Below are 14,321 nucleotides of genomic sequence, written 5' to 3' on the forward strand. Positions count from 1 at the left end.
GGATCATGATCGAGTGGATGCTGTGGGGATTGATAGCAGCGTTGGCCGGATCGCTTGCGGGGCTGGTATGGGCCGCTCGACGTGCTATCCTGGCCATTCCCGCACCGGTCACCTCTGCCCCCAGTCGCCGCGTGGCGGTGATCGTGCCGGTTGCCGGGCTGGGCGAACCGATTGAAGCATCGATTCACTCGCTGCTGAACCAGACCCATTCGTCCTTTGAGGTGGTGGTGGTCTTGCGGGATGCAGAAGACCCGGCGGCCGCGGCGGTCCAGGCGGCCATCCGGGGAAAAGCGGCCGCGACCTGTGTTTTTGCCGGTCCGGCGACTGCGTGCGGCCAGAAGAATCACAACCTGTTGGCCGGGGTGGCTGAGGTCGGAGATCGCGCCGAGGTGCTGGTGTTTGCGGACGCGGGCCACGTGTTCCCCGCCGGATGGCTGGATCGCCTGGTGGCGCCGATCGGCCGCGGCGAGGCGGAGGTGACAAGCGGTTATCATGCGGTCAGACCGGCGAATGGGAAATTCGTGCCGTGGATTTACGCCGCCTGTGTCGAGATGATGCATGTCACCCAGAATGCGCCCGGGTTACGGCAGCCGTGGGGCGGAGCCATGGCGATCTCGCGCCCGACATTTGAACGGCTGAAGGTTGCGGACACCTGGCGCACTTCGGTGGTGGATGACGTGTCGCTGGCACGCGTTCTCAGAGCCCACCGCGTCAAGGTTCTCCTCGTGCCTCTGTTGCGCCTGGAAACGTCGGTGGCCACATTGAATCTGCACGACTTGTTTGAATGGCTGGTGCGCCAGCTTCAGTATATACGCTTCATTTTTCCGGGCAGCTGGATCTTGATGGGCCTGTGGGGCCTCCTGCAAATCGCCGCCTTGGGTGCGGCGGCGGTACTGGTAGTGATGGGCACGGTGAGCCTGGCATCAGTCCTGCTGCTGGCCGCGCTCGATCTCGCGGTGCTGGCCGTACTCCTGCTCCAGATCCGGCTTCTGCACCCCGTGCCATGCCCGCCGGTCCGGTGGCTGGCCGCAAGCGCGGTGTCGCTGTTGATCCTCTGTGCGGCTCATGCGGCGGCCGGGCTGCGCCGCGAGATCAGGTGGCGGGGCATCTGCTACCAGGTGAAGAGCGGGGGCCGGGTGGTCGAGATCCGTCACCCTGGTTCCCTGATCAGGGCCGAGCGCGCAGGCGCCTAGTTCGATGGCATGAATCGGGAATCCCCAAGCTCAGGCCGCACTTCAGGTCTCCGGCATTTCACTTCACCGGGCTACTCGCGAACTTCCGCGTGGTGACGGACGTCGATGCCTTTTACATAAAAGAGCACGTCCTCTGCGATGTTGGTGGAGTGGTCGGCAATCCGTTCCAGATTGCGAACCACCGAGAGCAGGCTCAGCGCCTGAGGTATGTTTCTCGGTGCTTGCTCCATGAAGCTGATCAGCTCGTGGATGCTTGCGGTTCGCAGATCATCGACGGCATCATCGGAAGCCAGCACGCTGCGGGCGAGCTGTTCATCGCGGGTAACAAACGAATCCAGGGCCTTCCGCACCATGGACTGCACCAGCGCTCCTATGTGAGGTATATCAATCAGCGGTTTGATGACCGGTTCCTGAATCAGCTCGAGGGCCCGTTGGGCGATATTCACGGCGAGGTCGCCCATGCGCTCCAGGTCGTTGTTGATTTTGAGAGCCGCCGTAATCAGCCGCAGGTCCACGGCCATCGGCTGCTGCAGCGCCAGAAGCTTGATGGCAAGATCGTCGATTTCGATTTCCATCTGATTGATCCTTGCCTCGTTTTTCAAGACATCCTCGGCAAGCGACGGGTCTTTCTGGACCACCGCCGTGATGCTATGGTGGATCGCCGTCTCCACAAGCGAACTCATTTCAAGAAGTTTGCACTTGAGCTGCTCGAGCTCTCGGTCAAAGTGGCGCAAGGTGCCTCCCTGCTCCGGCCGGGGTTATCCGAACCTGCCGGTGATATAGTCTTCGGTGGCCTGGATCCTGGGCCGCTCGAAGATGATTTTGGTCGTGTCAAATTCAATCAATTTGCCGAGCAGGAAAAACCCGGTGTAATCGGCAACCCGCGCGGCCTGCTGCATGTTGTGAGTTACGATCACAATGCTGCAGCTGTCCTTGATCCGGAAAAGCAGCTCCTCGATCTTGGCGGCAGCAATGGGGTCAAGTGCCGAACAAGGCTCGTCGAGGAGAAGCACCTCCGGGTTCACGGCCAGCGCCCGGGCAATGCATAACCGTTGCTGCTGGCCGCCTGAAAGCTCATGCGCCGACTTGTGGAGCTTGTCCTTCACCTCGTCCCAGAGCGCCGCCCGCTGCAGACTGCGCACTACCGCTGCTTCGAGATCCGGTTTGCGCCTGGTCCCGTTCACTTTCAGACCGTAGGCGACATTGTCAAAAATCGACTTCGGGAACGGATTCGATTTCTGGAACACCATGCCTACACGCAACCGCAGTTGCGACACTTCGATGCCGAGGATGTTTTCGCCGTCGAGAAGCACATCACCCTCGACGCGCGTGTTGCGGACCGTCTCGTACATGCGGTTGAGAACGCGCAGGAACGTCGATTTTCCGCATCCGGAAGGACCAATGAATGCAGTGATCCTGTTGGCATGGATGTCCAGGCTGACGTCATGAATTGCCTGATAAGCACCATAATAGAAGTTCAAGTGCGACGACTTCAGCTTGGGAAGTCCCTGGATGTCGGCCTCGGGTTCATTGGCAGGATTCGTCGTCATGATGATCCGCGTATCATGGGAGTTCCTGGGAGTCTGCGTTGCGCCAAGTTGAGTCACGGCTTTATCTCGGTTTGTGGGAGAAGCCGGTCGAGAGGATCGACCGGGCGGTCACATTGACAAGGAGCACCAGCATCAACAGCAGGAAACCCGCGGCCCAGGCCTGTCGATGCCAGTCCGGATACGGCGCGATGGCATAGGTGAAAATCATGACAGGCAGAGTGGCGGTAGGCTGATTCCAGCCCGAACTCCAGAATTGGTTATTCAGGCTTGTGAACAGCAGCGGCGCAGTCTCACCTGCGACGCGCGCCAGATTCAACATCATTCCGGAGACGATTCCGCGAAACGCCGCGGGAATCACGACAGTTGCGATCGTCCTCCATTTCGGGGCGCCGAGAGCCATCGCGCCTTCGCGCAACGACGCCGGGACTGCGCGCAGAAACTCCTCCGTACTCCGCAGCGCAATGGGAATCATCATGATCCCGAGAGCAACCCCTCCGGCAAATGCAGAGAAGTGCTTCATCCTTAAGATGAGCAGAGTGTAGACAAAAATGCCCATGACGATGGAAGGCACTCCGTTCAACAGGTCCGTGACAAAGCGAACCACGGAAGAGAAAGCCGCCCCACCGTACTCCGAGAGGTAGACACCCGCCAGAAAACCGATGGGGACTCCAATCAGGGCGGCAAGCAGCAGTACCTTGGCGCTGCCGAGGATTGCGTTGGCCATCCCGCCGCCGGTTTCTCCCACCGGGACCGGCAGCCTGGTGAAGAAACTCCAGTTCAGGGCACCCCCGCCTTTAACCAGCAGGTAGCCGATGAGATAGAATAGGACACTTATGGCAAGAAGAGTGCACAACCCGGTTGCGGTCAGCATCACGGTGTTAACGGCTTTTCGGCGCAACGACAATCTCCTCATCATCGGGCCCCCTTTGCCGTGGTCGTGAGTATGAGCAGCCGCGCGGCTCCGTTGATAATGATGGTGAGCGCAAACAGCACCAATCCCAGCTCGATCAGCGAGCTCAAATACAGGTCGCCCGCGGCCTCGGCAAACTCATTGGCGATGACCGCGGCAATTGAGTAACCGGGAGCAAGCAGTGAGGCCGAAATTTTCGGGCTGTTTCCGATCACCATGGTCACGGCCATGGTTTCACCCAGCGTCCGCGCCAAAGCCAGGAAAATCGAGCCCACAATTCCACTGCGCGCGCATGGGATGACCACTTGCCAGGTCGACTCCCATCTCGTCGCCCCCAAAGCCAGCGCCGCCTCGCGTAGGTCTCTTGGCACAGCGAGCAGGACCTCGCGGGATATGGAGATGATAAAGGGTACGATCATTACCGACAGGAGCACGCCGGCGGTGAAGATGCTCACGCCATAAAAGGCGCCGGAGAAAATCGGAAGAAATCCGAGGACGGATTTCAAGACGGGAACCGCCTCTTGCAGGACGGGAACCAGCACAAAGATGCCGACGAGCCCAATGATGACGCTCGGAACCGCGGCCAGCAGTTCAATCAGGAACGTCAGGGCATCGGAAACCCTCGGCGGAGCGAGCTCGGCCAGGAAGATGGCGGCGCCCACGCCCAGCGGAATCGCAAACACAAGCGCCAGGGCGGACGTAACTACGGTTCCATATATGAAAGGCAGCGCGCCGAAATGGCCGGCGATGGGGTCCCAGGTTTGCGTGAAAAGAAAGCCCCAGCCGAACTTGTGGCGAGCAAGCGCCGAATGCAGCCACAACTCGTAAACAAGCAAGACCGTGAGCGCCACAATGGCCGAGGCGCTGGAAAAAACAATGCCGTAGGCGATGCGGTCTCCGCTCAGGGCGCGCCGCAGGAACCCCCGGGCCGGGACACCCGAAGCCCGCCCCGAGGGCCGCCTGTCCTGACTGATACTGGCCGATGTCGCCATCCTATTTCACTTTGGCAATCGCTTTCATTTCCTTTGCCACCACTTCCTTTGGAAGCATGGCATAGCTCAGGCTCTCGGTCATTGACTGCCCTGAGGTAAGCATCCAGTGCAGGAAATCGGTGATGACCTTGAGCTTTGTCTTGTCCTCGATCTTCTCCGGGACCAGGAGCCAGGTGAATGTCGAGATCGGGTAGGCATCTTTGCCGGGGGAATTCGTGATCGAGATCCGAAAATCATCCGGCATGCTCTTGGCGGCGCCGGCAGCAGCCGCGGTGACGCTGGCAAGGTCCGGCTTGATGAAGCGACCCTCGGCGTTCTTGATGCTGGCGTAAGGAAGCTGATTCTGAACCGCATAGATCAGTTCCACGTAGCCGATCGCTCCCGCCGTCTGCTTGACCTGCCCGGTGACTCCCTCATTGCCCTTGCCCCCCAGGCCAACAGGCCAATTCACTGCAGCGCCCTTGCCGACTCTGGAGTTCCACTCTGCGCTGACTTTGGATAGATAGTCTGTCCAGCAATAGGTCGTGCCACTGGCTTCGGCCCGATGGACCACGACGATATCAGCACCGGGCAGTTTCACCTTCGGATTGGCCGATGCGATGGCAGGGTCATTCCACCTGGTGATCTTGCCCAGGAATATGCCGGCAATCGTGTCGGGCGTCAGGTTCAACGACTCCGAGATTCCGGGCACGTGGTACGTGACGACCACGGCGCCGAGCACCGTGGGGAAGTGAAGGACGGCACAACCCCGCTTGTTCTGAAAATCCTGCAATTGTTCCGGGGTCATGATGGCGTCGGAGGCGCCGAAATCTACGGTACCCTCCGTGATCTGCCGTATGCCTGCGCCTGAGCCGAGCGATTGGTAGTTGATCTGAATCTCCGGGTGAAGCTTGTGATACTCGTTGAACCACTTCGAATAAATCGGATTGGGAAATGTGGCTCCCGCGCCGTTGATCAGCGTCTGGCTCAAACACAGCATCGCGCACACCCCGAGGGCAACTGCCATCAACGCCGGCACAACCAGAGTTCTCCAGTAGAATGTCTTCATTGCCGTTCTTTCATCTCCTTGGCGATAATTTCGAATATTGTTTTGCAGACTCCTTTGAAAGCCTGTCCGTTACCAAGCCGACAGCTACTTCAACGCCGGCGCCGATCCCGGCAGGGCGTAGCGAAGATTGATGAAAACGATGTTGGTCTTGGCATTCCTGGGGCTGCCCGGCGCTGTGACCCAGGGATTGCGGACCAGGTAAGAATACTGGCCCATCAGGGAAAGCGATCCGTACTTGGCATCCTTCCAGAAGGTCTGGGTGAAGCCCAAGGTTCCTTCCTGAATCGAGCGGTTCTGGCTGTTGGGTGATCCGGGATATCCATATCCGACAAATTTGCCGGTGGATGTGTCCAAGGTGGCGTTGCGCCCGATGTAAACACCGCCATAATATGCATAGAGAAGCGTGTTCTTGCTCGTGAACTCCAGGCCCGAAACCGTGGAACTCGAGTGCACGGGTGAAAGGCTGCCGTCGCTGCGCACGATGAGATCGGGGGCCTGGCCGAAGATCCAGCGGCCGCCGCCGTCGCTCCAGTAGTTGTTGGTCAGGAGGCGGAAACCTTTGAACACCTCGAGGTTCAGGTTCGCCTGCCCGCCCACGCCGGAATCGGTAAAGTGCTGGTTGTTCAAGGGATTGAACACGCGAAACGTCCGTGCCGTGCCGCCAATTTCGAAGTGCAGTGCGCGTCCGCCCTTGAGCTTGGGATCGAAGGCGATTTTTGCGACGATATCAGGGTGAACGCCGGGGACGCTGAGGGTCGTCCCGCCGTTGTTCAACTGCGACGCATAGGGCGCAACCAGAGCGCTCGGCAAGGTAATCTGGCCTCCGCCGGCGGATCCCCCAATGTACTGTTCCGAGCTTTCGAGCGAGATGCCCATCGCAACAGCCTCACTCGGGTGATACACGAGGCGGAACTGCGGATCGCGGCTGAAGGTCAGACCGAGCTGATAGTTCACATCGATGACTTGGGAGTAGAACACGTCGGCCGGCACCGGCGAGATCCCTTTCCGGCCCGGGGTGATCATGCTCCACGACTGGCCGCCCAACATCTCCCATCTTCCCTTTTTTACGTCAACCCAGTAGAGCCGCAGCCGGAAGGTATCGCTGTTGGTGCTGACGGCTGCATTCGTGGGAACAAAGCCGAGAAAGTCCGACTCCCAATAGGCCGTGACATTCGCGCCCTTTACCGTCGCATCCACACGGGCGCCTATGCGCGAGTTCTGCGCGCTCATTCGATTCTCCGTCAACTGTCCCGCGGTGTTATTCCCAAACGGTATACTGCCGAAATTTGTGCCGATGCCGCTTCCGGGCGCTGTGCTGCGAAAAACGTCGGTCATGTCGAGGAACCCGAGTGGCGTGATGTAGGCGGTGCCAATGCGAAATTGGAGGGGTGAGGATTCGGGTGCAGTCGACGCTTGAGGTTTCGGTGCTTCCGGCTGTGGCGCCGCGGCCGAAGCTGCAGAGGCCATGGGAGGCATGCCGGTTACCGCATCGGTTGCAGGTGGGCTGGATTTAGCGGAATCCACCGGATCCCTTTTGCCCGCCGACGTGGTCTTATCCTGCGCGTCCGACGCCGCCGCCGTCGAAACGACGAGCAGAAGAGAAACCGTGCAAAGAGTGTATTTCAAATTTGAAATGAACGAATCGCCCATCCATCGCTCCTGTCAGTGGCCGGCTTGTCGATGGAGCGCCAAAGCCACGACAAGCTGGGAAAATAAAGAAGTCGGGACATAGCCTTCACGAATGACCGCCTGTTCCAGGACCGCTCAATCATTCGATCGGAGCTCCGGCTGAACTGATGCGACCGGATTCATCCCTGAGCGCTCACCAGGACATTGAGCATAGGGTCTGATTGTTAGGTGGCGATGAACGGGAAGTTATGTTTTGATGAAATCTGTATTAGAGCGGAGGTGCGTGTCCTGCCGTTCCGCTCACGATGCTAATTGGTTTTGCCGGACATCCGCACTTCAGGCGCAGGCTCGCCGGAACATCCGGATTTGATACTATTGATGGGCCTGAGCCTTCTGCCGCCCGCCGCGCCGGCAGGGTGTGTGAGTCTTTTGGCTCACGTGCCGTGATGTGATGGTATCTGGAGTGGCCCCGGCGATCTCAGAGGCGGCCGGCGCTACATCTAAACCCTGGGCCAAGCCCGTGAAAAAGCGACTGTTTTGGAAATTCGGACTCGTTCACATTGTGCTGTTGCTGCTTGTCCTCCTGGCCGTGGATATGTATGTCGTCTACACGCTGCGGCAGGAGTATCTCAGCGCCGCTTTTTCTGAGCTGGCGGCACTGACCCGTCTCGCACATAACCATCCGCCACCGCTGGAGAGCGACCCCGCGCTCAGGGAATGGGCAGCCTGGATCGCTCAGAGCGGGACTCGCGTCACTCTGGTGGCCCAAAACGGGAAGGTGCTGGCGGACTCCGAGCAAGATCCGCTCACGATGGAAAATCACGCGGGGCGGCCGGAGGTAAGGGAAGCGCTGGATACCGGCACGGGCCGCGCCGTTCGCTTCAGTTCTACCCTCGGCCACGACTTGGTCTATCTCGCCTCACGCTGGCAGACCGCGGAGGGAACGCCGTTCGTAATCCGGTTGGCGGTGCCGCTCCACCGCCTGGACGAAGCTCTGGTCAGTTTTCGCCGCCGCCTCTGGGGCGCCTCTTTCGCAATCCTGATTCTGGCAGGCAGCGCTTCCCTCCTCTTTTTCCGAACCATTTCCACTCGCATCGAACGTCTGAAGGAGTTTTCTCACAGAGTGGCTGCAGGCGATTTCAATCCCCTGCCTGTGGATCTCAAGGGGGACGAACTGGCCGACCTCGCCGGTACCCTGAATCGGACTGCAGCGCGGCTGAACGATACGATTCAAACCTTGACCGAAGAGCGCAACCAGTCTGCCGCCATTCTTGCCAGCATGGTGGAGGGCGTCGCCGTGATCGGCCCCAACCAACGCGTGATCTATTGTAACGCGGCCTTCCGCCGCACGTTGGAGATCCAGAATCACCCGCACGCGGATCGCCCCGTGATCGAAATAACCAGGCATTCGGACCTGCTGGCTCTCATCCGGCAGGCGCTCGCCGGTAATGAAGCGGTACGAAGCGAATTGGTGTTAGGCTCGATTCGGACGCGGAACTTCGCGGTGACGGTCACGCCCGTGCACTCGGATGGGTCGACCGCAGGCGCCGTGGTGGTCCTGCATGACATCAGCGAAATTCGCAGGCTCGAGCGGGCGCGTCGCGACTTCGTGGCCAACGTCTCCCATGAGTTCAAGACGCCGCTCACCGCCATTCAAGGATTCGCCGAAACCTTGTTGGCTGGGGCGCTGGAAGACGGCCGAAGCAAGAGCCGGTTCCTGGAGATCATTCTCGAAAATGCCAGGCGCCTTGACCGCCTGACTGATGATCTGCTCAAGCTGGCCCGGATCGAGGCCGGAAGGCTCGATCTGGAATTCAGGCCCGTCGCCGTGCGTGAGGTCGTTCAGTCTTGTCTCGACACCACCCGCATCAAGGCGGACCCGAAGGATGTGGCTCTCGAAGCAGACTGCAGCCCCGACTTGCCGACGGTAATCGGGGATCTCCGATCTTTGCAGGAGGTACTCCAGAACTTACTCGATAATGCCGTGCAGTATTCAAAGCCCGGAGGAAAGGTCAAGGTGAAAGCCTGTGTCGAGGGTGAAGAAGTCGTCCTGTCGGTTGCGGACACGGGAATCGGCATCCCCAAGGCGGAGCAGGAGAGGATATTCGAAAGATTCTATCGAGTCGATGAGGCCCGGTCGCGTGAGCTAGGGGGAACCGGGCTCGGGCTTTCCATAGCCAAACACCTCGTGGAGGCCCATGGAGGCCGTATCGAGGTCGAGAGTGCGGTGGGCCATGGGTCTACCTTTTATGTGTTCCTCCCGCGCGCGTAATCCGATCATGACCTCGGCGGTATCACAGCGGTAATGGCGTGTCGGTGCGGAAGGTGCATGCCGAATGAAAACCTCGTCATTTTGCCCCTGTCATCCGGCATCGCTTCGAGCCCGGATTATTCATGAATATGCGAACAAAATGAAGTTTTGGACGCGGAAAAACGCTGACCGACGCCGACCGTTCCGTCTGGGTCGGTGTGCAGGAGCTTTTGCCTCATGAGTAATTCAGGCTAGATGGATTCTTCGTCCGGTCGAAATCTGTAACCGAACCCGCGGACCGTCTCGATCAGGTCGCCGAGATCCCCCATCTTCTTCCTCAATGCCATGACGTGAACATCGACGGTGCGATCGAGGACTTCAACATCCCGCCCCAGCACATTGTCGATCAGCTCGCCGCGCGAGAACACGCGCCCGGGGTGGGCGGCCAGAAAATGCAATAACCGGAACTCGGTGGCAGTCAGCACAAGTGCTTCATCCCCGCAGGTCACTTCACGCCGATCCAGGTCGATGAGAAGACCCTCGCGTCGAAGCTGCGCCGGAGGTTCGGTGCGGCCGGCCGCGCGACGCAGCAGCGCCCTGACCCGGGCGGTCAGCTCGCGGGGGCTGAAGGGCTTGGTCACATAATCATCCGCTCCCAGCTCCAGGCCTACGATGCGATCGGATTCGCCCGACTTCGCGGTCAGCATGATCAACGGGATGCCCGCCGTCCGGCTGTCGGACCTGAGCCGGCGGCACACTTCCAGGCCATCGATCCCGGGCAGCATCAGGTCCACGAGCACCACATCCGGCAACTCCTGCAGCGCCATGGCCAGGCCGGTCTCACCGTCAAGCGCTCCTTTAACCTGAAAACCTTCCTTTTCGAGGTTGTAGCGCACCAATTCGATAAGATCTTTCTCGTCATCTATAGCGAGGATTGTTCTCTTTGGCATGGTCGTCCTCGAATCCCGGGAAACATTCAGAAATTGTACTCTAACCTTCAATATAACGGATTTGTACTGTGAACCGGTCCCCGATTCTCAACCACATCCGGATGCAAAAGAGGGCAAAACCCAGCAGGAGAATCCGCTCACGCACACATTTTCCTCACCTTGCCTCCCGGGGCCAAGAGACATTCTTGCGGGGCTCTGTTAGACTCTGACGATTTTCCCGTTAAGATTTGATAAAGGTTTGGACCATGCACAGAGAGTTGCTGCTGAAAGAATTGGCTGCCCATCAGCCATTTGATGAGACCGAGCGCCGGATGCTGGCGCGGTTGCAGCGCTTCGTGGAGGAGAACCCGGAGTGCTTTTCTCCCGCGCTGCCGGAGGGACACATCACAGGCGCAGCGTGGATCCTGGATTTCGCGCGCGAGCATGTGTTGCTTACGCATCACCTCAAGCTCGACAAGTGGCTTCAACTCGGCGGCCACGCGGAGGGAGAGACGCATCCGCTGGCCGTCGCGCTGCGCGAGGCCCGCGAGGAATCCGGGCTGACCGGGATCCGCCCTCTGTCGGACAGGATCTTCGATGTGGACGTTCACCTGATCCCGGCCCGGGAATGCCGGCCGGAACATTTCCATTACGATATCCGCTACCTGATGGAAGCCGATCGCGACCTCCCGCTGCGAGTGAGCAGCGAGTCCAAGGCATTGTCCTGGGTGAAGCTCATCGAAATCCGCCATTGGTCCAGCGAAGAATCTATCACACGCATGGCGGCAAAATCGCTCCGGTTCTTTCCGGGTTGAGAGGAAACCACCGCCACTCTCAGGCTCCAAGGCTTATAGGGGATCGAGCCTTTAGGGCTTTGCGTTCTGAAGCCCCGCCGAATTTGAAGAGGAAATATGGTATGTTGTTTTCTTATTTATTTGAGGTGAATAACAAATGATGCCCGGCAAGGAATTGACCGAACTGCTGCAAAACCGGCTGCGCAACAACCTCGCTCCGGCAGAGATCGAGAAACTGGCCGCCGAGATCCTGGCTCTGGAAAAGGGCTGGGAGGAAGTCGGCATACCCCATTCGGACATGGGCTACAGCGTGTCGGTCGGCTGCGCCGACATCTGCTGGCTTGCCGACCAGGTGGATCACGGCGCCATTTTCAAAATCTATCGGAAAAAGACCCCGACCTCTCTCTGATCAGCAATGACACTTGTGTGACTATTCATCGAGGATTCAGTGACTGAATCTTCGTCCCCTGACTTCACGGGCAAAAACATCCGGTTCGCTAACTCAAGTGGATGGCGGGACATGTGCCCAGCTGACCGAGGGGTTACGCCCACAGGCTGTGGGATTTAACCCACCTGGGCAAACTGCTGATATCCTACCCTTGTCTGTTTAGATCCGCAACATATTCAACTGCTGAAATTTACATCAGTCATGTGAATTTGAGCACAAACGGAGTGAAAATTGCTTATCACTACCCGATACCTCTGCGCTTTTTCCGAGGTTGTGCTGTCAATGGTGATTTTTTGGAGGCATTATGAAAACCAGTAACAAGACCCCGAAGATAGTAATGATGTCGGTACTGTTCTTCCTGGTCGCTACTTACGCGATTGTTGCTCAGGTTCGAGCAAGGAATGACGGGACTGAGCCTGTCTTGCAGCGGGGTGCGCAGGCACGAACTGTTTTGCAGGATACGGATTCAGCCCTGTCTGTGGCGCGGAGCGGTGGCCTCGCCCACGCTGCGGTGCAGGCGTCCCACACGTCTTTGTCGAGTGGGGAACAGACCAATCCGGCCCTGCAGAACGATGCCCAGGCCTATTCTGCTTCAGAGAAGGCCTACTACCTTTCTGCGAATGAAGTTGCATACATCCGCCCCGGGCTCAACTTCACGATACTGGGCGTGACCATTCCTGCAGACCGCCGCCCGGTGGCTACGATCAAGATCACCGACAATGGCGGACAGCCGCTCGATCGTTCCGGGATATTGACACCAGGCAGCGTCAGCGCCAGTTTCATCCTGGCATATTTGCCTCCGAGCACAGCGAAGGTCACGGACTATGTCGACTACAGCACCCGGAACAGCACCGCGAACGGCATAACAATGGCCCAGGCGGGCACGGATTCGGGGGGAGCCTATACGCCCTCGGGCCTGAATGATGGTGTTTATACTTACAGGTTCGGCACCACGCTGCCCGCCAACTATAATACCGCGGCGACGCACACGCTCGGCATCTACGCCACGCGCGACCTTACGGAGTTCGGCCTCAGCCTGTATGTATCGAACGTGACCAAGGATTTCGTCCCAAACGGCTCGGCGGTCACCCAGATCCATCAGATTGTGCTGACAAAGAACTCCTGTAATGACACCTGCCACGATCCGCTGTCCGCCCACGGTTCGACGGGACGGCAGGCCGTGGAGATCTGTATTCTGTGCCACACTCAACAAACCACAAATGTCCAGACGGGCAATACTGCGGACATGAAGGTGATGATTCACAAGATCCACAGGGGCTCCAGCCTGCCCAGCGTTGTGGCGGGCGGTACCTATCAGTTCATCACCAGCCACGGCACCTCCGACTTCTCCGGGGTAGCCTTCCCGCAGGACATCCGCAACTGCGACACATGCCATACAGCCGGGGCGCAGGTTAACGCCTGGATGTTGCAGCCCAGCATCGAAGCGTGCGGATCATGCCATGATGACATCAACTTCGCCACCGGCTTGAACCACGTAGCCGGAGCCTACACCGACAATTCGCAGTGCGCTTCCTGCCATCAGCCGCAGGGGCAGTTCGAATTTGACGCATCGGTAGCGGGGGCTCATACGGTTCCCTACAAATCGACGCAGCTCCTGAACCCCACGGTCAAGGTACTCAGCATCACCAACACCGCTCCGGGCCAGAACCCGGTCATGCAGTTCACGATCACCGACAAGAATAAAAACTTGTTGGCACCGTCACTGTTTACCGGCTCCGGCAGGACCCTGAGGGTCAACATTGCCGGCCCGACCACCGATTATCTGAGCACGACGCGGGCATCCGAGACCATTACCAACTTCCCTGTCTATGTCAACGGTGTCGCAACCTACACATTCAAATATACGATTCCAGCCACCGCCACAGGCACTTGGGTGATGGAAACGGAAGCGCGCCTGGCTTCGCCCTTGGTAAAGAACGGCGATCCCAAGATCCTGACCGCCAATCAAACCGATGCCGCGCCGAATACGGTGACCTACGTCGCCGTCACGGATAAGACCCCGGTGGAGAGGCGCACGATCGTGTCGATTGACAAATGCAACCAATGTCATGAAGCGCTGGGGACGGGAAGCTTCGACAACTCCACATTCCATGGCGGCGGCCGCAACCAGATCGTGTGCGGCATCTGCCATAATCCGGGATTTCTGGCGGGATCGGGCGCGGCGGCCACGCCCATTTCCTTCCAGGTTATGGTCCACAGGATCCATACCGGAGAGAATCTGATCAATCCCTATGTCGTTGGCGGCACGAACTTCCAGGAAGTCCTCTATCCTGGGGATCGGCGCAACTGTGCTAAATGCCATGTGGGCACTTCTTATCAGGTGCCACTGCCGGCCACCAATATCGCCGTAGCTACGCCCAATTGGTATTGGACTCCGACACAGCCGATCGCGGCAGCCTGTCTGGCATGCCATGACTCCGTTTCGACGGCAGCCCATGCATTCCTCAACACCACCACCTTCGGTGGTAGCGCCGTAACAGCCGAGTCCTGCCCGGTATGTCATAAGGAAGGCGCAGACTTCGCAGTCACACAAGTCCACGCTCGCTAGAGGCTAAT

The 14,321-nt window shown here is 58.8% G+C and carries 12 protein-coding genes; 5 read left to right on the top strand and 7 right to left on the bottom strand.

All coding sequences use genetic code 11. From position 1 onward, the window contains the following. Positions 1-5: 5 nt before the first annotated feature. Complete coding sequence (locus LAP85_11940; protein MBZ5497106.1) at positions 6-1,193, top strand: glycosyltransferase; 1,188 nt, start codon at positions 6-8, stop codon at positions 1,191-1,193. 71 nt (positions 1,194-1,264) lie between these two features. Here the strand turns inward: LAP85_11940 and phoU are convergent, their stop codons facing one another. The 6 genes from phoU to LAP85_11970 form a co-directional block, all read right to left on the bottom strand. Further along, entirely contained in the window at positions 1,265-1,927 is a 663-nt protein-coding gene (gene phoU, locus LAP85_11945; protein ID MBZ5497107.1) for a phosphate signaling complex protein PhoU, read from the bottom strand. A gap of 24 nt (positions 1,928-1,951) precedes the next feature. Beyond that, positions 1,952-2,743 (bottom strand): phosphate ABC transporter ATP-binding protein PstB, encoded by a 792-nt coding sequence (gene pstB / locus LAP85_11950; GenBank protein ID MBZ5497108.1) that lies wholly within the window; start codon positions 2,741-2,743, stop codon positions 1,952-1,954. A gap of 61 nt (positions 2,744-2,804) precedes the next feature. After that, positions 2,805-3,659, bottom strand: coding sequence for a phosphate ABC transporter permease PstA (pstA, locus tag LAP85_11955; GenBank protein ID MBZ5497109.1), 855 nt, complete (start codon positions 3,657-3,659; stop codon positions 2,805-2,807). Then, on the bottom strand, positions 3,656-4,645 hold the full coding sequence (gene pstC, locus LAP85_11960; protein MBZ5497110.1) for a phosphate ABC transporter permease subunit PstC: 990 nt from the start codon (positions 4,643-4,645) through the stop codon (positions 3,656-3,658). The genes pstA and pstC overlap by 4 nt, the downstream gene beginning before the upstream one ends. A 1-nt stretch (position 4,646) precedes the next feature. After that, positions 4,647-5,651 (bottom strand): phosphate ABC transporter substrate-binding protein PstS, encoded by a 1,005-nt coding sequence (pstS, locus tag LAP85_11965; GenBank protein ID MBZ5497111.1) that lies wholly within the window; start codon positions 5,649-5,651, stop codon positions 4,647-4,649. A gap of 126 nt (positions 5,652-5,777) precedes the next feature. After that, a complete protein-coding gene (locus LAP85_11970) occupies positions 5,778-7,343 on the bottom strand; it encodes a hypothetical protein (protein MBZ5497112.1) in 1,566 nt (521 codons plus the stop codon). 499 nt (positions 7,344-7,842) lie between these two features. On the opposite strand from LAP85_11970, the gene LAP85_11975 reads away from it, so the two are divergent. Continuing rightward, positions 7,843-9,594, top strand: coding sequence for a PAS domain-containing protein (locus tag LAP85_11975; protein MBZ5497113.1), 1,752 nt, complete (start codon positions 7,843-7,845; stop codon positions 9,592-9,594). A 230-nt stretch (positions 9,595-9,824) separates the two neighbouring features. On the opposite strand, the gene LAP85_11980 is transcribed toward LAP85_11975, so the two are convergent. Beyond that, positions 9,825-10,523, bottom strand: a complete 699-nt coding sequence (locus tag LAP85_11980) for a response regulator (GenBank protein MBZ5497114.1) — start codon at positions 10,521-10,523, stop codon at positions 9,825-9,827. Positions 10,524-10,768: 245 nt separating this feature from the next. Here LAP85_11980 and LAP85_11985 point away from each other — a divergent pair, with 245 nt between their 5' ends. The 3 genes from LAP85_11985 to LAP85_11995 all read left to right on the top strand — a co-directional run bounded on the left by LAP85_11985 (position 10,769) and on the right by LAP85_11995 (position 14,313). Further along, complete coding sequence (locus tag LAP85_11985; GenBank protein ID MBZ5497115.1) at positions 10,769-11,317, top strand: NUDIX hydrolase; 549 nt, start codon at positions 10,769-10,771, stop codon at positions 11,315-11,317. A 136-nt stretch (positions 11,318-11,453) separates the two neighbouring features. Beyond that, on the top strand, positions 11,454-11,705 hold the full coding sequence (locus tag LAP85_11990; GenBank protein MBZ5497116.1) for a hypothetical protein: 252 nt from the start codon (positions 11,454-11,456) through the stop codon (positions 11,703-11,705). Positions 11,706-12,048: 343 nt separating this feature from the next. Continuing rightward, positions 12,049-14,313, top strand: coding sequence for an OmcA/MtrC family decaheme c-type cytochrome (locus LAP85_11995; GenBank protein MBZ5497117.1), 2,265 nt, complete (start codon positions 12,049-12,051; stop codon positions 14,311-14,313). Positions 14,314-14,321 lie beyond the last annotated feature (8 nt).

The organism is Terriglobia bacterium, from assembly GCA_020072565.1.
Lineage (GTDB): Bacteria > Acidobacteriota > UBA6911 > UBA6911 > UBA6911 > JAFNAG01.